This is a genomic window from Lysinibacillus boronitolerans JCM 21713 = 10a = NBRC 103108, from assembly GCF_000772935.1.
GTDB classification, from domain to species: domain Bacteria; phylum Bacillota; class Bacilli; order Bacillales_A; family Planococcaceae; genus Lysinibacillus; species Lysinibacillus boronitolerans.
In genome coordinates this window covers 58,651-77,568 of record NZ_JPVR01000062.1, presented here as the reverse complement: position 1 = coordinate 77,568, position 18,918 = coordinate 58,651, and the positions used below count along the sequence as shown (strand labels likewise).

General features: G+C 37.4%; 17 protein-coding genes and 2 riboswitches. Of the genes, 2 read left to right on the top strand and 15 right to left on the bottom strand.

Translation table 11 applies throughout. The annotated features are described in order from the left end of the window. Positions 1-382: 382 nt before the first annotated feature. The 14 genes from CD31_RS04595 to CD31_RS04530 all read right to left on the bottom strand — a co-directional run bounded on the left by CD31_RS04595 (position 383) and on the right by CD31_RS04530 (position 16,178). Positions 383-1,684, bottom strand: coding sequence for an NCS2 family permease (locus CD31_RS04595; RefSeq protein WP_036076061.1), 1,302 nt, complete (start codon positions 1,682-1,684; stop codon positions 383-385). A gap of 131 nt (positions 1,685-1,815) precedes the next feature. Then, positions 1,816-1,917, bottom strand: a riboswitch (purine riboswitch). Between the two features lie 209 nt (positions 1,918-2,126). Beyond that, entirely contained in the window at positions 2,127-2,795 is a 669-nt protein-coding gene (locus tag CD31_RS04590; RefSeq protein WP_036076060.1) for an MOSC domain-containing protein, read from the bottom strand. A gap of 174 nt (positions 2,796-2,969) precedes the next feature. Beyond that, entirely contained in the window at positions 2,970-4,523 is a 1,554-nt protein-coding gene (gene guaA, locus CD31_RS04585; protein ID WP_036076059.1) for a glutamine-hydrolyzing GMP synthase, read from the bottom strand. Between the two features lie 156 nt (positions 4,524-4,679). Further along, positions 4,680-4,781, bottom strand: a riboswitch (purine riboswitch). A 32-nt stretch (positions 4,782-4,813) separates the two neighbouring features. Continuing rightward, the gene (locus CD31_RS04580) at positions 4,814-6,997 is read right to left on the bottom strand and encodes a DUF4129 domain-containing transglutaminase family protein (RefSeq protein ID WP_036076057.1); all 2,184 of its coding nucleotides are present in this window, start codon (positions 6,995-6,997) and stop codon (positions 4,814-4,816) included. After that, positions 6,994-8,175 (bottom strand): DUF58 domain-containing protein, encoded by a 1,182-nt coding sequence (locus tag CD31_RS04575; RefSeq protein ID WP_036076055.1) that lies wholly within the window; start codon positions 8,173-8,175, stop codon positions 6,994-6,996. Before CD31_RS04575 ends, CD31_RS04580 begins: the two co-directional genes overlap by 4 nt. Beyond that, a complete protein-coding gene (locus CD31_RS04570) occupies positions 8,172-9,116 on the bottom strand; it encodes an AAA family ATPase (protein ID WP_016994773.1) in 945 nt (314 codons plus the stop codon). The genes CD31_RS04575 and CD31_RS04570 overlap by 4 nt, the downstream gene beginning before the upstream one ends. Before the next feature lie 194 nt (positions 9,117-9,310). Next, positions 9,311-9,991 carry an ABC transporter ATP-binding protein gene (locus CD31_RS04565; protein WP_036076053.1) on the bottom strand — a complete coding sequence of 227 codons (681 nt, stop codon included), beginning with the start codon at positions 9,989-9,991 and terminating at the stop codon, positions 9,311-9,313. After that, complete coding sequence (locus CD31_RS04560) at positions 9,988-10,788, bottom strand: ABC transporter permease (RefSeq protein ID WP_052125321.1); 801 nt, start codon at positions 10,786-10,788, stop codon at positions 9,988-9,990. The genes CD31_RS04565 and CD31_RS04560 overlap by 4 nt, the downstream gene beginning before the upstream one ends. Next, complete coding sequence (locus CD31_RS04555; RefSeq protein WP_036076051.1) at positions 10,788-11,240, bottom strand: nitrous oxide reductase accessory protein NosL; 453 nt, start codon at positions 11,238-11,240, stop codon at positions 10,788-10,790. The genes CD31_RS04560 and CD31_RS04555 overlap by 1 nt, the downstream gene beginning before the upstream one ends. Beyond that, positions 11,237-12,508 carry a NosD domain-containing protein gene (locus CD31_RS04550; protein ID WP_036076050.1) on the bottom strand — a complete coding sequence of 424 codons (1,272 nt, stop codon included), beginning with the start codon at positions 12,506-12,508 and terminating at the stop codon, positions 11,237-11,239. Before CD31_RS04550 ends, CD31_RS04555 begins: the two co-directional genes overlap by 4 nt. A 57-nt stretch (positions 12,509-12,565) precedes the next feature. Further along, positions 12,566-13,189: a nitrous oxide reductase accessory protein NosL gene (locus CD31_RS04545; RefSeq protein WP_036076049.1), complete on the bottom strand. Its 624-nt coding sequence runs from the start codon at positions 13,187-13,189 to the stop codon at positions 12,566-12,568. Between the two features lie 204 nt (positions 13,190-13,393). Beyond that, entirely contained in the window at positions 13,394-13,714 is a 321-nt protein-coding gene (locus CD31_RS04540) for a hypothetical protein (protein ID WP_036076048.1), read from the bottom strand. 160 nt (positions 13,715-13,874) lie between these two features. Next, positions 13,875-14,699 (bottom strand): ammonia-dependent NAD(+) synthetase, encoded by an 825-nt coding sequence (nadE, locus tag CD31_RS04535; RefSeq protein WP_036076047.1) that lies wholly within the window; start codon positions 14,697-14,699, stop codon positions 13,875-13,877. An 18-nt stretch (positions 14,700-14,717) separates the two neighbouring features. Next, a complete protein-coding gene (locus CD31_RS04530; protein ID WP_036076046.1) occupies positions 14,718-16,178 on the bottom strand; it encodes a nicotinate phosphoribosyltransferase in 1,461 nt (486 codons plus the stop codon). Positions 16,179-16,490: 312 nt separating this feature from the next. On the opposite strand from CD31_RS04530, the gene CD31_RS04525 reads away from it, so the two are divergent. Then, positions 16,491-16,832 carry a P-II family nitrogen regulator gene (locus tag CD31_RS04525; RefSeq protein ID WP_016995352.1) on the top strand — a complete coding sequence of 114 codons (342 nt, stop codon included), beginning with the start codon at positions 16,491-16,493 and terminating at the stop codon, positions 16,830-16,832. Positions 16,833-16,846: 14 nt separating this feature from the next. Next, positions 16,847-18,145 (top strand): ammonium transporter, encoded by a 1,299-nt coding sequence (locus CD31_RS04520; protein ID WP_036076044.1) that lies wholly within the window; start codon positions 16,847-16,849, stop codon positions 18,143-18,145. Between the two features lie 255 nt (positions 18,146-18,400). Here the strand turns inward: CD31_RS04520 and CD31_RS04515 are convergent, their stop codons facing one another. Then, a complete protein-coding gene (locus CD31_RS04515) occupies positions 18,401-18,901 on the bottom strand; it encodes a methylated-DNA--[protein]-cysteine S-methyltransferase (RefSeq protein ID WP_036076043.1) in 501 nt (166 codons plus the stop codon). Positions 18,902-18,918 lie beyond the last annotated feature (17 nt).

Sequence of the window (18,918 nt, the reverse complement as noted above, 5' to 3'; positions counted from 1 at the left end):
AAAACTTTATTGATTACGTTTTGCTTGTTCAGTTTTCAAGGTTCATTTACTAGTTACGCTAAGTAACTTTTTATAATTTAACATATTGTTAACATGTTGTCAACTGTTTGTGTTAATATTTTTGAAGTTGTTCGTTTGTTTCGTAACAACGTGTTTAAATATATCATCTTAAATTTAAGTTTGCAAGCCTTTCGTTAAAGTAAAACTATTCTCATTATTTAAAAACGAGTTTCTTCTATATAATGTATAAAAACCATAACTCTTTTAATTAGGATCAACTTAATTTTTGATTGCTCTAACCAACAATTTATTGCTTTTTATTTTTAATAAAAAACACCTCTCATGATTAGTATCTTACTAACAATGAGAGGTGTCTGTTTAACTAACGTACCCAAATGAAGTATGCAAGGAAGACAAAGAATAGACCATACATCATTGGGTGAATTTCTTTTTTTCGACCTGCTAATAACATTGTAATTGGGTAGAATACAAAGCCGATTGCAATACCAGTAGCAATTGAATAACCAAGTGGCATCATTAACACTGTAAAGAACGCAGGTACTGCTATTTCGAATTTATCCCAATCAATTAAACGTAATGACGATACCATAAGTACCCCTACGATTACTAAAGCTGGAGCAGTAACTGCTGGTGTTACAACCGCTAATAATGGTGAGAAGAATAATGCTACTAAGAATAGTACTGCTGTTACAACTGCCGAGAATCCTGAACGAGCACCTGCAGCAACTCCAGAAGTTGACTCTACGTATGCAGTTGTTGTTGATGTACCAAATAAAGAACCGATAGTTGTTGCTAGTGCATCTGCCATTAAGGCACGGCCAGCACGTGGTAGTTTATTATCTTTTACTAAGCCTGCTTGTGTCGCAACAGCCATTAAAGTACCGGCTGTATCAAAGAAATCAACAAACAAGAATGTTAATACTACTACTAAGAACTTCACATTCAATAATGTACCAATATCACCTAGTGGTTCTAATGCTACCATGAATGTAGAATCTACACTTGGGATAGCTGATACAACCGCTGTTGGGGGATCAATGATACCTGTGATCATCCCAATAACTGCTGTAATCACCATACCTAAGAAAATACCAATACTGCGCAATTTAATAATAAGAATAACTGAAAGAATAATACCGAAAACCGCTAATAATGTAGCGCCTGTGAAACTTCCTAAAGTGACTAAAGTAGCTGGGCTATCGACAATGATCCCCGCTCCTTGTAAACCAACAAAAGTGATAAACAAACCAATACCTGCAGAAACTGCATATTTAAGTTGTACTGGAATTGCGTTAATAACGGTTTCACGGATACCAGTTAAAGATAAAATAATAAAGATAATCCCTGAGAAGAACACACCTGTTAAACCAGTTTGCCATGGAATACCATATGCTCCGACTACAGTAAATGCAAAGAATGCATTTAGCCCCATTCCAGGAGCAAGTGAAATCGGGAATTTAGCGAAAATCCCCATAATCAAAGAACCGACTGCTGCTGCTAATGCTGTTGCTACGAAAACAGCACCTTTATCCATCCCTGCATTTTCTAGAATACCTGGGTTAACAGCTAGAATATATGCCATTGCAAGGAAGGTTGTAATACCACCTATTATTTCGCGGCGATAATTAGTTCCTAATTCATCGAACATGAAATATTTTTTCATTATCAAAAAATCCTCCGTGTGGTCGTCCTCAATATCGAAAACAAAAAAGACACGCCGACTACTCTACTAGTCGCATGTCTACGATATATTTCATCACAATTAGTGTGTGAAACAAATTAGTGTTTATACGTTTATGTATAAACCTAAATCGTAGTCAAGTTATTTACGGTAACTTGGTAGAAACTCACGGGCCTTATCCCCGACATTATACGACGACGTATTTAATTTACATTCGTAATATATCATTTCGTTTTTTAGATTTCAACCCTATTTCCGAACATTTTTCTAAAAAGAAATACGAAAGTTCGTGTAAAATTCTTATTTATTGTTCAGGTTCTATTAAAAACGTTACTAAAGAAGCTTTGTACTGAACATTCCATTTATCCGTTTAAAGAAAAAATCCCCTAGAAATTCTAGAGGATCCTTCTTTTGAACTTATGTTTTAACTCGTCACTTTACTTTGCAAGACCTGAATTCTTTTTTCTAATTTTTCTTTCCAATCTTCTGCTAATGCATCTACTGCTTGTATTTGTTTCATTGCGATCGCATCTTTGTTTTTAAAGTACACTTCATTGCAATACAAAACAGATATACATGCAGGATGCTTTTCTACAAGCTCAATTGTTGATTCTGCACAGATTGTCCCTTCTTCTAGTACGCGTGCAAGGAAACCTGTATAGCCTGTTTCGATTAAACGCTTGAGTAATATGTTTGCCTCTGTATATCTATCGATCGTGCTACACGGAATACGCCCCTGTGTAATTTGGATGACAGCATCTCCAATTTTATAAACATCACCAATACAAACATCTACTTCTAACATATTTGTTACTGTTAAATTTTCACCAAATGCAGCAATAGGCAACGTTTTCCCAAGTTCCTGTTCCCATTGGATGTAATGCTCCGCAGGATATAAACAAACTGCGCGGTCAGGGCCACCATGATGTTTTTTATCTGCCACATCATCTCCTTCGAAGCCATGAGAGGACAAGTAAACTTCCTGCACGCTTTGTTTTTCAATCCCCGTAATCATTGAACGCCCTTTACTATCAATCAACTCTTTTGGCATCCCAACTGCTAATGTATGTATTTTTGGTTTATTTTTCTCCATTTAAATCCCCCCTAATCTGACTAATATAATTTCTTTTGCATTCATTTAGTTTACTACATACATCACTTTACCAGCAATTTTTGTATGTTAGGAAACTTCATTCAGCCATAAATTCAGAAAGAATGAAATCAAAAAAGCCCTAAAAACCTCTTAGAGCTTTTAGGGCTTTTGCTATTATTCCCACTCAATCGTTGCAGGTGGCTTAGATGTAATATCATACAGCACGCGGTTCACATGTTTTACTTCGTTTACTAGGCGGACAGAGATTTTCTCTAATACATCCCAAGGAATGCGTGCCCAGTCAGAAGTCATACCGTCGATAGATGTTACTGCACGGATACCGATTGCATAGTCATACGTACGTGCATCACCCATTACACCAACTGAACGGATATCAGGTAATACCGTGAAGTATTGCCAGATGTCACGATCAAGGCCAGCTTTTGCGATTTCTTCACGTAGAATGAAATCAGATTCGCGAACGATTTCTAATTTTTCTTCTGTTACTTCACCAAGCACACGGATACCTAATCCAGGACCTGGGAATGGTTGACGCCAAACGATTTTTTCGTCAAGTCCAAGCTCTAAGCCTAGCGCACGTACTTCATCTTTAAATAAAGTTTTCAGTGGCTCGATTAGTTGGAATTGCATATCTTCCGGAAGACCGCCAACGTTATGGTGTGATTTGATTGTTTGCGCAGTTGAAGTACCAGATTCAATAATATCTGTGTAAAGAGTTCCTTGTGCTAAGAAATCCATGCCTTCAAGCTTAGATGCCTCTTCATCAAATACATAAATGAATTCATTGCCAATAATTTTACGTTTTTTCTCTGGATCAGAAACGCCAGCAAGTTTGTCCATGAAGCGTTTACGTGCATCGATTTTAATAAGATTCATGTCAAAGTCTTCTGTGAATGTTTTCATTACTTGTTCAACTTCACCTTTACGGTTTAAGTTGTGATCTACGAACATACAAGTTAATTGATCGCCGATTGCTTTATGGATTAACACCGCTACAACCGATGAGTCTACACCACCAGAAAGTGCGCATAATACTTTTTTATCGCCAACGATTTCACGAATTTTAGCAATTTCAAGCTCAATGAAGTTTGCCATTGACCAATCGCCTTTCGCTTCACAGATGTCGAATACGAATTGACGTAATAGATCATTACCATATACAGAGTGACGTACTTCTGGATGGAATTGTACTGCATATAGTTTACGTTCAACGTTTGCCATTGCAGCAATCGGACAAGATGCGCTAGTTGCGATGACTTCAAAACCAGCTGGAACTTCTGTTACATGGTCACCATGGCTCATCCAAACGATTTGTTCTGTAGGTAACTCACCAAATAATTTGTTTGGTGTTGTTACTTGAATTTCAGCTTTACCATATTCGCGTGTTTCAGCACCTTCAACTTTACCGCCGTTTGTATGTGCCATTAATTGCATACCATAGCAAATACCTAAAATCGGTAAACCTAATTCGAAAATAGCTGGATCCACATGGAAGGCATTTTCATCATAAACAGAGTTTGGACCACCTGAGAAAATAATACCTGTTGCGTTCATATCTTTAATTTCTTCTGCAGTTACTGTATGTGGATGCAATTCACTGAAAACACCAAATTCACGAATACGACGTGTGATTAATTGGTTAAATTGGCTACCGAAGTCTAGTACAACGATTTTTTCTTGCTCTTTTAATAAAGGGCTAGCTGTCAAAATTTCCACCTCTTCTATGATTTTTAAAGGATATTTTCATTTGTTCAAAGAAAAACGCGAAGAAAGTAAAAAAACTTTCTACGCGTTCATAAGCTCTAGAATATTGATAAAGGCGAATGCGTAGCAAAGTAAAGTGATTTACTATACTTTTCACCTAACGAAAACATCCGCCTTCATAGAGAAACCATTTATGGTGATTTCGTAGAAACATCCGAACCCTATTATCGAACTTATATGAAAGCAATCCTTGCATTTAATTTTTTTCATTTTACTCTTTGTCTACGTTAAAATCAACTGATAGTGCGATTGATTAAATATTCCCAACTTTCTTTCAGCTTCACAAAATCAACATCCTCTTTGTCTTTCCCATAAATATGTTGCTCGTAGACTACCGTCAGCTTTTGCATTTCATCTGTTTCTAATGCTGCATCTACACGCTCTGCGAATGCACTTAACGTTTCTCCATCATTTCTGCGCAAGCCAATACGAGATAATTGTTTTAGTAAAACATGGTAAGAAGAATCGAAATTTGACCAATCCGCTACTTTTTTACGGTAAGCCCGAACATGCATTTTTGGAATCCACGTTTTACGCTGTAAGAATAATGAAATACCTGTGATTATTAATAATACAACAATTATCACCCAAACATAGGCAAACTTTTTCATCCATAACCACATTGCATCAAAGCTAAATGTTGATTCTGTCTGTTCCTTCTCGGTTACCTGTTCTTGTGGTTGTGGCTGCTCAGGTTTTTGTTCTGGCTGCAATACTTCTTCCTCGTCAGACGTATCTAACGGGATATCATAATCAATGTTTACATTGCCGGTAAAACCGATTGTAGGTTCAAACTCCATCCATCCCGTTCCAGGTATAAAAGCTTCTACCCATGAGTGCGCATTGTCATTCGTGATGCGATATTCGCGTAGTCCATCTGACATAGGGCCTGCAGTTCCTGGAGCAAAACCTTTTACCCAACGAGCTGGGATCCCTACTGAACGTAAAAGTACCACCATTGACGTGGAGAAATTATCACAATACCCTACTTTTGTATCGAACAAAAATTGATCGACATAATCTTGATTTTCAGCAGGAATGGCGGCTTGCGTTTTATCGTACTTAAAACCATTTGTTCTAAAATAACTTTCTACAGCCTTAATTTGTTCATAAACGGTATCTTTCTTTTGCGTTATTTCAGACGCTAAGTCCTTTACACGTTGGGGAAGTTGGTTTGGTAACTGCAAAAATCGGTCAAATGAAGAATCCATTGTTTCAAGTGTTGCTGGATATGACAACTGGAGCTGCTCCATACTATAAACAGGCTCGCTATAAGACAATGAATAGTTTGATAATGATTTCGATTCCCCTACCTGTTGTTCTATATTCATTCTCTCAGTCTGCTCATCTTGAATAAATAAAGTGGAATCCTGAGCCGAAACAGAAAGCATACCATAGGTTTGAATTAAAAATGGCATTGGAACAGCAATGTCTAATTGAATCTGACGTTCATTTTCGGGCGGCCCAACTTGTAAAGAAGTCAGAATGGGTGTATTTGACTCATAAACATTTTTCCCAAAGTTCCCCTCTGACACAATCCAGCCTTTTGACGTATACGTATCTTTTGTTTCAATACGCCAATAATGACGATCACGAGAAGAAGCAGTGAATATTAATGTATTATCTCCTTGGAACGGGCCACCTAACTGACTATCATCTTGGCTATAACCAACTGATTTTTGACCATTTCCTTTTCCATCTTTTCCAGTAACCCCTTGGATAAACGGCACAGGATCTGCCCATGTTGGTCCTGTTTTTGGTAAAAAGAATGCTACAGAACTAACGAGCAATACGGATACTAGCATGGGAATAACAATTTTCCATTTCTCCATTACCGTACTTGTAGTTTCCACTTGAAGCCAAAGACGCTTGACAAAAAGTACCCCTGTCATGATTAATCCTAAAACAACAACTTTTACAATTGCGGCTTTACCATCATAGTCACTAAATGTATCCAAAGTAGCAATAAAGAATACGGTCATGGCAAAGAAATAGAATATATTTTTTCTCACCGAAACCCAATGGTGAATTAAATAAACTAGCATCCAAATCAAGACAAGAAATAATACTGTTCTGAAAACATCTGAAACCTGTCCAAAGTCACCTGTCAGGATCGTGGTCATGTTCCCTTTCCATTCAGCCAATAAAAAAGGTATAGTATCACCAGATAATACAGGACTAGGGCTATAGGTAAAAACAATAAACCATGTAATATAACCAAACTTCACTAATCCTGATAACAAAGGATGTACGCGGAAAAGACTTAGCGCTAAAGACATACCGATAAAGACTAAGAAAAGGTGCATCCCGCCTGTATTCGTTAATTGCATAATGGGAATAAGCCATTCTCGCAAAATGAAAAATACAATAACATACGCTATGGCTAATTCTAAAAATTCTCCTAATGATTGCTTCACGGTCTCGTCACCTCCGTGAATAAATGATAGAAATCTACTGGATTCACAAAAATAACTTGTATATGTTTATACCGCATCGTAAGCTCAGATTGCACTGGTGGCTGCTTGGCCACTACAAAACAAATACAGCTTTTCACTATATTTGCAAGAGTATGTAGTAATTCATCTGAAACATCACTTGTCACATAAAGCAGAGTTGCCACTTGCTTAAAGGCTTGTTGGTCATGGAATCGAAACTTTACATTCTCTGTAGGTTTTATCGCAGCTAAATGATACATGACCTGATCTAAATGCTTATCACCCTGTATAGCAGGGAATACTTTCGTCATTTCTCCAGCGGAAATAAATGATAATTCTCCACGCTCCTGAACGATCATCTGTAACATCGAAGCTACTAATTCCACTTTTTCTTCAAACACGGAGGATTTTGTAGCGTCAAGTACTAACATTAATTCAGATGATTGTCGATCCTCAAATTCCTTAGACTGCAAGGTTTGTGTACGTGCAAATGATTTCCAATGAATCCATGAAAAACGATCTCCTGGAACGTACTCTCTTAATCCAACAGCCATCGATGTGTCTTTCACAATAGAGTATGGTGACATCATAGGGCCAACATCATATTTTGTTTGAAGGGCAGCATATTTCATGTCTTGTATTCTTGGGTAAACTAAAATAGTTTGGTCCTTTTCTGCTACGACAACCTTTTTTGCCCAGCCAAAAAAGTCGTAGAAAACAATTGTAACGCCTAGGTAGCGATGTTCACCACGTGGCATATCTTCCAATTCATATTGCCAGCTAAATTTCTTTTTAAATCCAACAAATTTAATGGCATTCGTATTTTGTATTTTAGCTTGCACTAATCCCTCACTATCCACAAGTTCCTCCATTACGATATAGGCAAACGGAAAACGTGTTTTACGTTCTATCGCAATGTGCACCTTCGCTGATTGACCTCTTTCAATATGAATAGGGTCAATCTTGCGTTCGATTAGTAAAATATCTTCTCTAACGATAAAGAACATGAATGCATATACTAAAAACGGACTAACCGTAAAAAATACAAACCAGCTTACAAATCCACCTTGGAACATTGCATAACAAAATGTTATGATCATCAAAAAAGCGATTAATAGGAAATGTTTACTTTTTTCTACAAAAGCTTTCCATCGCCTCATTGTTCTGCAAACCTCTTTGTCGGAACTGGTGTTTTGGCAATGATACGCTGGATAATTTCGTCTGCTGTCACGTTATCGTAGCGTGCATCGGGTTTTAAGACTAAACGATGGCTAAAAACAAATGGCACTAAATATTGAACATCATCAGGTGTAACATAGCTTCGTCCTTTCAAAAATGCGTAAGCTTGAGAAGCTTTCATTAGCGCTATTGTGGCACGTGGACTCACACCTAAATAGACATAATTATTTTCCCTTGTTAGTGTAGCAAGCTCCACCATATAATTTTTAACAGAATCTTTCACATGCACACCTTGAACAAGCTCCTGTAATTCAATTAATTGCGCTACCGATAACACTGCTTCGATTTTTTCAATGGCTTTACCATTCTCAGCTCTTCGTAAAATTTCAACTTCCTGTCCCCTAGATGGATAGCCCATTTTTATCTTTAAGAGAAATCGATCAAGCTGTGCTTCAGGTAAAGGATAGGTACCTTCATGTTCAATCGGATTTTGTGTAGCCATAACAAAAAATGGCTGATTGATCATCAGAGTATTCCCATCAATTGTAACAGAAGCCTCCTCCATCCCCTCTAATAAGGCTGATTGAGTTTTTGGCGACGTTCGGTTAATTTCATCGGCTAATACAACATCCCCCATGATTGGCCCTGGACGAAATTCAAACTCCATTGTCTTAGGGTTATAAATAGAAATACCGACTACATCTGATGGCAATAGATCTGGCGTAAATTGAATACGCTTAAATTGGGCATCAAAAGATTTTGCAAGCGCTCGCACCATCATTGTCTTTCCCACTCCAGGTACATCCTCCAACAAAACATGTCCCCTTGCTAATAGTGCGACAATACTGAGTTCAGCAACTTCTCTTTTACCAATCATTACTTTTTCTATATTTTCTAAAACATTCTGTATTTGAGCATTCATTAATCGAAAAGCCTCCCATTCCATCAAGCAATTGTGTGAATTGCAAGCAAACTTATTCTAAGCATAGCGAAATCTGTCTTGTAAAACAATTATCTGAAACTTCTACTCCCTACTATCACTCATAAAAAAGGCTTGTTTGATAACACTCAAACAAGCTTAATCCTTATTATATAACGTCATTACTCATTAGAATGTTACAATTTCAATCTTTTTAACCATATTTCTTCTAAAGATGCAGAATTTTCTTGCAAGAAAATTTCAGTTATCGCTCCAGAAAGAATAATTTTCCCTTCATGTAAAACTAATACATCATCCGCTATTTCTTCGGCAAAAGACAGCAAATGAGTAGAGAAGATAACCGTATTACCTTTTTCCTTCTCCTCCAACATCATGTTTTTCAACTGTGCTATCCAAAAGGGATCTAGACCATTCGTTGGCTCATCTAAAATGAGCAATGACCCGCTACCAAGTAAGCTTTGAGCTAGGTTTAGCCGCTGTAGCATCCCTTTGGAAAAGTGTTTAGCTCTTTGCTTCCGAACATCCCACAAGGAAACACGCTTCAGTACATTCTGTTGTTCATATTTATCTACTTTTTTTAAAGATGCCAACAGCTCTAATATTTCAGCTGCAGTTAGCATAGTTGGAAAGTTTACATCATCAGGCATAAAACGAATTGTTTGTGGTTGATGCCATATTATTTCACCAGCTTGCTGCTTCTCTTGACCAGTTAATAAACGAATCAAAGTACTCTTTCCAGCTCCATTTCCTCCAACCAATGCAAGAATTCGACCAGCTTGCAGCATAAAGGAGGCTTCTTTTAATCCTCTATCATTTTCATATACCTTCGCTACATTTTTTCCTTCTAATAGAATCATCGCTGATGCTCCTCCTTTAACAACTTCGTAGCAAGCATTAAGGGCAGCACAATCCAGAGTATTGTTATTCCTCCATACAACACATGACCAATCGGTGATAAGTAGAACCTCGTTACATCATAAAAGGCTGGACCAAGCACACTAGCTTGATTGCTAAATAGAAAATAGCCAAAGCGTAACCATTCTGCTGGATTAATATGTATCGTTATGATGATCAGCCTTTGTAAAATATGGCCAGGTACAACTGCACCTAGAGCCATTAAAGCATAAGACATGAGCAATAAAAGAAAGGACCATACAACAAGGGATAATGCAAGTGCAAATAATCTTGTTTTAGCAAACGTCCCTAGCAAGATTCCTAAAGACACAAAGATAAAAATACATAATAGTGTAAGAACAACGAAAACAATTGGTAACCGTACACCACCTAGTAAGCCCCCTATTGTTAATACAAAACCAAATGCCACAACGATTACTAATAAAAACGCAAGTGCTATAGCCACATATTTGCCTGTAATATATTGCGTCCGCTTCATAGGATATGTTTTTAATAACGATAACCAACCTGATTCTATATCCCCAGCTATACTCATACTGCCAATGGTGATGATAAATAGCGGCAGTAGAAATAACAACACACTTAAAAATGATGCAGTTTGCCGTGTAAAGCCCTCAATGTCTGGTAATGCCATTTGTTGAATCACGATAATGGCAACGAAAACAAATGTAAACAGAAAAGCTACTAGTTGCATCCATCGACTTCTTAGAATCTGCTTCAGCTCTATTTTTACAAACATCACTCATGAATCCCCCAATTTAATGTCAGCAATTCATGATAGGCTAATAGTTGACCTTCTCCTTCATCATTCATCCAATGTTGCACCTCGTCTTTTGTAGCAAATGCTATAACACCATAGTTCATCGGTGTCCAATAATTTTTGTTGTATACATAAATTGCTTTATAAACATCCATCCATTGATTAGTTGCTTTATTTTTAATATAGGCTGCTCCAACTTCACCATCGCCATTTAGCTTAAGGTAATCCATCAAGCATCCAATATCATCAAAAATCTCATAGTCTCCATTTTTCAAAACAATTTGCCCTGCATATTCATTATGAACAATACTCATATTACAAACTTTACAAACATCTGTTTCACTATTGATTTCACGTGGATGGTATGCTTTTTCACCACAACCTACTAAAATAACGCCACATAAAATTAGCATCGTTATCCATCTAGTCATACTCTCGTCCCCCTTCTCCATAGCCATAAACTACATATAGTCACAACTAAACCGATAACCAATTGTTTGCTATTTAACGAAAGCTCTGTCTTTTTCATATTACTCATTAATTTCGGTTCACTATCTACAAGTAGGTTTCGTTCTGTGTTATTAATCTGTTGATCTAGTGATGTCAGGATAACAACGCTTGGTGATGCCACAAAGAATTGATAAACTGGCTGTCTCACCATCCATTGTCCAAAACTCGACACAGCCACGTATGGAACATCTCCAAAACCATCACCAGCCACATCGAGCCCTGTATAATCATCATAAAAATTATGCATTAGACGTAAACCTTGATTGTCTGACCTTGCTGTTAATATATTGCCTGTAAACTGATTTTCCATAATGGTTGAACGCTCATCAACTTTTGTACCTTCTAATGCAGTTTGATTCATCTGAAAGCGATTTTCTTGTATTTGAATCACCGAACTCTTCTGCAATGCTACCCCTACACGATTATGTAGAAAGCTATTTTTTCTTACCATTGCCTCCTGTGTGTCATACATCATAAGTCCATAACTATTGAAGCCATTATGAGTACTGATTGTATTACTACTTATTTCTAAATTAGTAGTCATCATTACCATAAGACCGGTAACATTCTGTAAATACGTATTGAACAACACCTTCACACCATTTGAATACATAAAATGTGTTCCGTAACGGCTATTTGTTACTTTGTTTCGCTGCACGTCGACCCGCTTCACTTCTTCAACATATATACCATCCTGTACTTGTTTAATCGTATTATGTTCAATTGCGACATCCTCACTTTTAAAAACCGCAATTCCATTTCCTTTTTCGGCAAAGTGTGAGTAATTACCAATGATCTTATTTTCTAAAATTCGAATATGCCTTGAACGTTGAATATGTATACCAACTTGGATATCTTTTAATTCAATAGCTCTCAGCTCTAAATTCACCATCTCATTTGCAACAATTCCTTTATTTTTTGCTGTTATCCTTAAATTTTCTATCGAAACATTCGTTGCATGTTCAATTTTTAATACAGGTTCATCATTTTGAGCATAAAGCTCAGTCCCTTTTTGTCCGTACAGTTTGATCGGTTTCTTTACGATGAAATTCCCTTGGTAACGACCAGCAGGAATATGAATACTATCTCCAGCTTTTGCTTGATCGATTGCAAATTGAATATCAAATTCTGCATATGCCGTTTGACTTGTAAATAGAAAAAATAAAAAGAACAACACGATTTGCTTCATCCCTTTTCACCTCCTCATTCGGCAAGAAAAGACTAGAGGAATTCCCCTAGTCTTGATTTAATGACTGTGTCCTTCTTGATCCATCTCATTCGAATGCATGGAACCAGATGCATCGCTTTCTTCCTCAGTCTTTTTTTGCATCATCTTCTTACGTCTCTCTAATGCATCATCTTTAATTTTTTGTAGTTCCTCCACATAAGCTTTCGGATTTTCTTGCATATATTTATCCGCCTCTGCCTTATCCGCGAAATAAATATAGCCCCAGTTCATCGGAGATTTCAGCTCTGTTTTTATAATAGTTACATCTTCAACCTTTGCCCAATCCATCGTCACAAAATCGCGCACAAATTTTTCGTTTTTTTCTTCATTAGCAACCTCTGCATTCAATAAACAGCCAATATCGTCATAAAAAGCGATGGTTCCATCTTCTTTTATTGCCTGTGTTGAAAATACGCCCATCTCATGGTCTTTCATATAAACTTTCATATTACACATTTCACAAATTGTATTTTCTTCTGGCTCTTGTAACTGGGTATCTACTAGTGAAGCGACTTGCACGGGTTCCGATTCATTTTTCGTAGCTTCTTGCTCACTTTCCTTTTCTTCTGCCTGTTGTTTTTCGCTACCACAAGCTGCAAGTACAAATAATAATATTAGTGCAGGTAACCATAATTTTTTCACAACTTTTTCCTCCAAGTTTAGTTTTCTATTGCTAAATCCTACATTACAGATTAGTTGTGAAATTAGTTAAAAATCGCTGTGAAGAAATGGAAAAATTACCTTGAACATTAAATGAACATCCTCACTTCAAATATTTTGAATTTAGTGCTTTCATTTACTTCTCCTCAAAATAAAAACTCTCCACACTGATGTGGAGAGTTTTGCTTATATGGAAGTCCGGTAACTATTAAGACGCTTCTTTTGTTTGTTTAAACGACTGAGCTTTAATGCCGTTTCATTTAATTCACGACGAATTTCCAAATCACTAGCACTATCTACATGGATAGGTGCGAGCTGTTGCTGCTGTTGTGAATTCACGGAAACAGTCGTTGAACTGTGCGTCTTCTCTTTATTTTTTTGTAATCTATTGCGAAATTGCTTTTGCGGATTTTGTCCAAAGTTATGGCTTATATCACCAGCATGTAAATACTGTTGCTCCTGCCGAAAAACACTACTTGTCGTTGCACTCACTCTAGAAGTCCTCATAAAAAGTTACCCTCCTCTACATTTTATTATTCTTATAGGTAATTATATCGACATTATATGCTGACTATTAACAACATAGAACCAAAATGCATAAAAAAAGAGTGAAAAGAGCTATTTTTAAAAGCGGAACCCACTTTCTTTATAACTCTTTTCACTCATCTTACTTCCAAAAATCATCAAATATTGTAATTGGCATATGACGTTTATGTTGGGAACGCAAATAATACCCTTCTAATATTCGGCGAGGTTCTTCAGGAATTTCTTTACCCTCTAAATAATCATCAATTTGATCATACGACACACCTAGCGCCACTTCATCTGGCAATGAGGGACGATCTTCTTCTAAATCCGCTGTTGGTACCTTGTTATAGAGATGCTCAGGGCATTGAAGTTCTGCTAACAATCGCTTTCCTTGTCGTTTATTTAAACGAAAGATTGGCATCAAGTCTGCTCCGCCATCACCAAACTTTGTATAGAAGCCTGTAATAGCTTCCGCAGCATGATCTGTTCCTAATACAACCGCTCCATTCATTGCAGCAATTGAATATTGGACCTTCATACGCTCACGAGCCTTTTCATTCCCTTTCACAAAGTCATTCAGCTCAACACCCGCATTTGTCAGAGCTCTCACACTAGCATCCACAGCATCTTTTATATTTACTGTATAAACCTTTGTTGGCTTTATATAATCAATGGCATCCTGACAATCCTGCTCATCAGCTTGTATGCCATATGGTAATCGTACAGCGAAAAACGAATACTTCATTTCTCCCTCTTCTGTATTTAATTCATCAATCGCCAACTGTGCTAGTTTTCCTGTTAATGTTGAATCTTGACCCCCAGAAATACCAAGGACAAAACCTTTTACAAAACTATAGCGTTTTGCATATTCCTTTAAAAAATCAATGGATTTACGTATCTCTTCCTGTACGTCAATGTTAGGCAATACGCGTAATTCCTCAATAATTTGTTGCTGTAAAGTCATTGCACCCGTCACTCCTTTTTACATTCGTTTAACCATCGCATGCACTTCTTCAATATTACGCATCTTATTATCCCAGCATTTTTGACTGAGATCGACTGGATATTCTTCAGGATTCATCGCACGTTTATATTCATCCCATAACAATTCTAAATTCTCCGCCGCGTAATCACGCATTTCCTCTAATGCAGGGTTTTGATAATTGATCGCTCCATTTTTAATAACATGCTGATGTAAATTTTTTGCTTCAAAATTCGTGACAAACTTCGAGACAAACGTATGGATTGGATGGAACATTTTGATACGTTCCTCAGCTTGAGGATTTTCATCGTGCATTGTGATATAGTCTCCCTCTGCCTTCCCATTCTTTTTATCGATAATACGATAGACATTTTTTAATCCTGGCGTTGATACCTTTTCCGCATTAGCTGAGATTTTTATCGTATCTTCAAGCTGCCCTTCGCTATTCTCGATAGCCACCATTTTATATACAGCACCTAACGCAGGCTGATCGTAAGCTGTAATAAGCTTTGTACCGATTCCCCAAACATCTACTTTTGCTCCTTGTGCTTTTAAATTTAAGATTGTGTATTCATCTAAATCGTTAGAGACAATGATTTTTGCATCATGGAAGCCTGCAGCATCCAACATACGACGAGCTTCTTTCGATAAGAAAGCAATATCACCGCTATCTAAACGTATGCCAATAAAGTTAATTTTGTCTCCTAGCTCTTTAGCCACTTTAATAGCAGTTGGCACCCCTGATTTCAATGTATTATAAGTATCTACCAAAAACACACAATCGCGATGACGTTTAGCATAAGCATGGAATGCATCATAATCATTTTTATAAGCTTGTACTAATGCATGGGCATGTGTACCAGAAACAGGAATTTTAAAAAGCTTACCTGCTCGAACATTACTTGTGGAAGCAAAACCACCGATAAACGCTGCACGTGTTCCCCAAATAGCAGCATCCATCTCTTGTGCACGCCTTGTACCAAATTCCATCGCCACTTCATTTTTAATAATTTGCTTGATACGGCTAGCCTTTGTAGCAATTAATGTTTGATAGTTAACAATATTAAGTAATGCTGTTTCAATTAACTGTGCCTCCACTAATGGAGCTTCAATTCGAACAATTGGTTCATTAGCGAAAACTAGTTCCCCTTCTATCATGGAATACATATCTCCTGTGAATCGGATGTTCTTTAAATACTCGATAAAGTCCTCTTTATAACCTACTTCATCTCGTAAATACGCAATATCCGATTCACTAAAATGAAAATCACGTAGATAATCAAGCATTCGCTCTAACCCAGCAAATATAGCATAGCCATTACCAAATGGTAATTTTCTAAAATACAATTCAAAAACTGCTTTTTTATTATGTATGCCATCCGCCCAGTAGGATTCTGCCATATTGATTTGATATAAGTCTGTGTGTAGCGCTAAGCTATCATCTGCATAGTTTGATCTCAAAAGAAACCCCTTCTTCCGCTTTGATAATTAGTCCTAGTATACACTATATACCCAAATTCTGGCGTATTACATTCTCTCTTATAGATGTTAGGTTTTCTAACATGAATAGTCAGAAAATTCCGAACTGTACACATTTTAGACACAAATTTTAGTACCGCTTTCATTCCCTTTATAAAAACCTTTTTTCTAAAATACTTCGGGAGCAGAAATATTCTGTGTAAACTAACCTTACATAGAATCTAAAAAAACAATTGCACTGTTTTTAATACCGTTTTAACATGTAAATTAAATTTACGCAAGGAGCTGGTACACATGAAAAAAATTGAAGCAATCATTCGTCCTGAAGTTTTTGGAGCAGTTCGGGATGGTCTTGCACAGGAAGGAATTGCGGGGTTAAGCGTTTCTGAAATCGCTGGTTGTGGTCGTCAGCTAGGTAGAACAGGACTCTTCCGCGGCAATACGTATGAAATTGAATTTTTACCTAAATTAAAATTAGAAATGATTGTAGACGATGGCAAAGTTGATGCCATTGTAGAGATTTTATTGCGTGAAGCAGCAACTGGTAAAGTTGGGGACGGCAAGATTTTCATTTATCCAGTAGAACAAGCAATTCGTATCCGAACAAAAGAAGTCGGATCGATTGCAGTAGAATAAAGGGGGCAATATAGATGGATGAAGTACTATTATCTGTTAATTTAATTTGGGTGATGCTTGGCACTATTTTAGTATTCTTTATGCATGCAGGTTTTGCTATGGTCGAGGCTGGATTTACTCGCTCGAAAAATGCAGTCAATATCATCATGAAGAATTTTCTTACCATTTCTCTTGGCGGGATCGTCTATTTTTTATGTGGCTATGCCATTATGTTCGGAGACTCAGTAGGTGGCATTTTCGGCACTAGTGGCTTTGCTTTAAAAGGGGTGGATGATCTTTCTTTCTTTATCTTCCAAACAATGTTTGCTGCAACTGGAGCCACTATTTTGTCGGGGGCTGTTGCAGAACGTACTAATATTTTCGCTTATGTTGGAGTTATTATACTTATGTCTTTAGTTGTTTATCCTGTAGTAGGCCACTGGGTTTGGAGTGGTCAAGGTTGGTTAACAGATTTAGGTTTTGTTGATTTTGCTGGCTCGACAGTTGTTCACTTAACAGGTGCTGTTGCAGCCTTTGTCGCAGCCGTTATGGTTGGACCTCGACTAGGTAAATATGAAAATGGTCGAGTAAATGTTATTACAGGACACAGTATTCCACTAGGAGCTTTAGGCGTATTTTTACTTTGGTTTGGTTGGTTCGGCTTCAATGGCGCTTCTACATTAGCTGCCGATCCAGAGCTAGTTCCTAGTGTTATTGCCAATACGTTTTTTGCAGCTGCGGCTGGTGTCGTTGCTACTGCCTTCTATACAAAATTTCGATACGGACATATCGATGGCTCTCTTACATTAAACGGTGCGTTAGCTGGGCTTGTAGGCATTACTGCTGGTGCAGCGAATGTCAGCATTTTTGGCTCGCTTATCATCGGCTTAATTGCTGCACCCTTACTTGTGGAAGGTGTACGCTTCCTAGAGTGGAAGCTAAAAGTTGATGATCCTGTTGGAGCAATTGCTGTTCATGGTATTTGTGGTGTTTGGGGAACACTGGCAGTTGGCCTTTTTGATATTGGTGGGCAAGGCTTATTTTATGGTGGGGGTTTTGGTCTATTAGGTATTCAAGCAATCGGCGTTATTGCAACTATTGCGTGGGTTAGTGTATCTGTTGCAGCAGGTTTATTGATCATCAAAGCATTTGTCCCATTACGCGTAACGGCTGAAGAAGAAATTGCTGGGTTAGATGTAATGGAACACGGAACGCCTGCGTACGAATACCAAGATATTTTCAAAAGCTCTGCTGTACGAGGCGAAACCTTCGCACATCGTTTAACACATTTCGGTAAAGCGCAGAACAATGTTCAAGAAGAACAACATGTATAGCTAGTAGAAACATCTGCTCCTTTATCTCTGGATAATGGGGCAGATTTCTTTTGGCACTTTCCTACATTGGAAACCGTTCATTTACAGAGGAGGTAGGAGAGTTGGCATGAAGTGATCAAATCTATAGAAAAAGCGCTTTTAATTTTCTAGAATCGATCATTTTTTAGCTAAGCGCTCTTTTCTTTGTTAGAACCGCTTTGTTTCTTTAATTTAGCAACTAATTACCATTTACAATAAATACTTCGCTTCAATTAATTATTCCTGCTCTAGATCAAGTAAAAATTGCTTCATAGCTAAGCCACTTCTGAAGCCTGTTAATTGACCATTTTTGCCAATGACGCGATGACATGGAATAATCGCTAGAATTGGGTTCGCTCCTATAGCAGTCCCTACCGCTCTAACTGCTTTGGGGTTACCAATGCGTTGAGCAATATTCCCATAAGTTGTTGTTGTCCCATAGGGTAATTCTTTTAATGCATCCCACACTGCTAATTGAAATGCTGTCCCTTTTACATGGATTGGAAGGTCAAATTCAATAAGTTCCTTCTTAAAATAGGCTGTTAATTGCTCTTTATATGGTAGTAATTTTTCCGAATTCTCTTCAAAACAATATCCTTTGAATGGTTTTTTAGCCCACTCCTTCACTTCATCGAATGCTGCATTTGGTGTTCCTATATAAACAAGTCCTTCGTCTGAAGCCACAACATACATATCACCTTGTGCATATGTCAAAGTATCGAAATACAATATTTCCATTTCCAAATTCCCTTCTT

Bases quoted from the DNA above. Each gene is read 5' to 3' on its own strand.
- CD31_RS04520 (WP_036076044.1), top strand. From the start codon at position 16,847: ATGGATGAAGTACTATTATCTGTTAATTTAATTTGGGTGATGCTTGGC.
- nadE (WP_036076047.1), bottom strand. From the start codon at position 14,699: ATGACTTTACAGCAACAAATTATTGAGGAATTACGCGTATTGCCTAAC.
- CD31_RS04550 (WP_036076050.1), bottom strand. From the start codon at position 12,508: ATGAAGCAAATCGTGTTGTTCTTTTTATTTTTTCTATTTACAAGTCAA.
- CD31_RS04590 (WP_036076060.1), bottom strand. From the start codon at position 2,795: ATGGAGAAAAATAAACCAAAAATACATACATTAGCAGTTGGGATGCCA.
- CD31_RS04565 (WP_036076053.1), bottom strand. From the start codon at position 9,991: ATGATTCTATTAGAAGGAAAAAATGTAGCGAAGGTATATGAAAATGAT.
- CD31_RS04595 (WP_036076061.1), bottom strand. From the start codon at position 1,684: ATGAAAAAATATTTCATGTTCGATGAATTAGGAACTAATTATCGCCGC.
- CD31_RS04515 (WP_036076043.1), bottom strand. From the start codon at position 18,901: ATGGAAATATTGTATTTCGATACTTTGACATATGCACAAGGTGATATG.
- CD31_RS04540 (WP_036076048.1), bottom strand. From the start codon at position 13,714: ATGAGGACTTCTAGAGTGAGTGCAACGACAAGTAGTGTTTTTCGGCAG.
- CD31_RS04575 (WP_036076055.1), bottom strand. From the start codon at position 8,175: ATGAGGCGATGGAAAGCTTTTGTAGAAAAAAGTAAACATTTCCTATTA.
- CD31_RS04555 (WP_036076051.1), bottom strand. From the start codon at position 11,240: ATGACTAGATGGATAACGATGCTAATTTTATGTGGCGTTATTTTAGTA.
- CD31_RS04560 (WP_052125321.1), bottom strand. From the start codon at position 10,788: ATGTTTGTAAAAATAGAGCTGAAGCAGATTCTAAGAAGTCGATGGATG.
- CD31_RS04570 (WP_016994773.1), bottom strand. From the start codon at position 9,116: ATGAATGCTCAAATACAGAATGTTTTAGAAAATATAGAAAAAGTAATG.
- CD31_RS04525 (WP_016995352.1), top strand. From the start codon at position 16,491: ATGAAAAAAATTGAAGCAATCATTCGTCCTGAAGTTTTTGGAGCAGTT.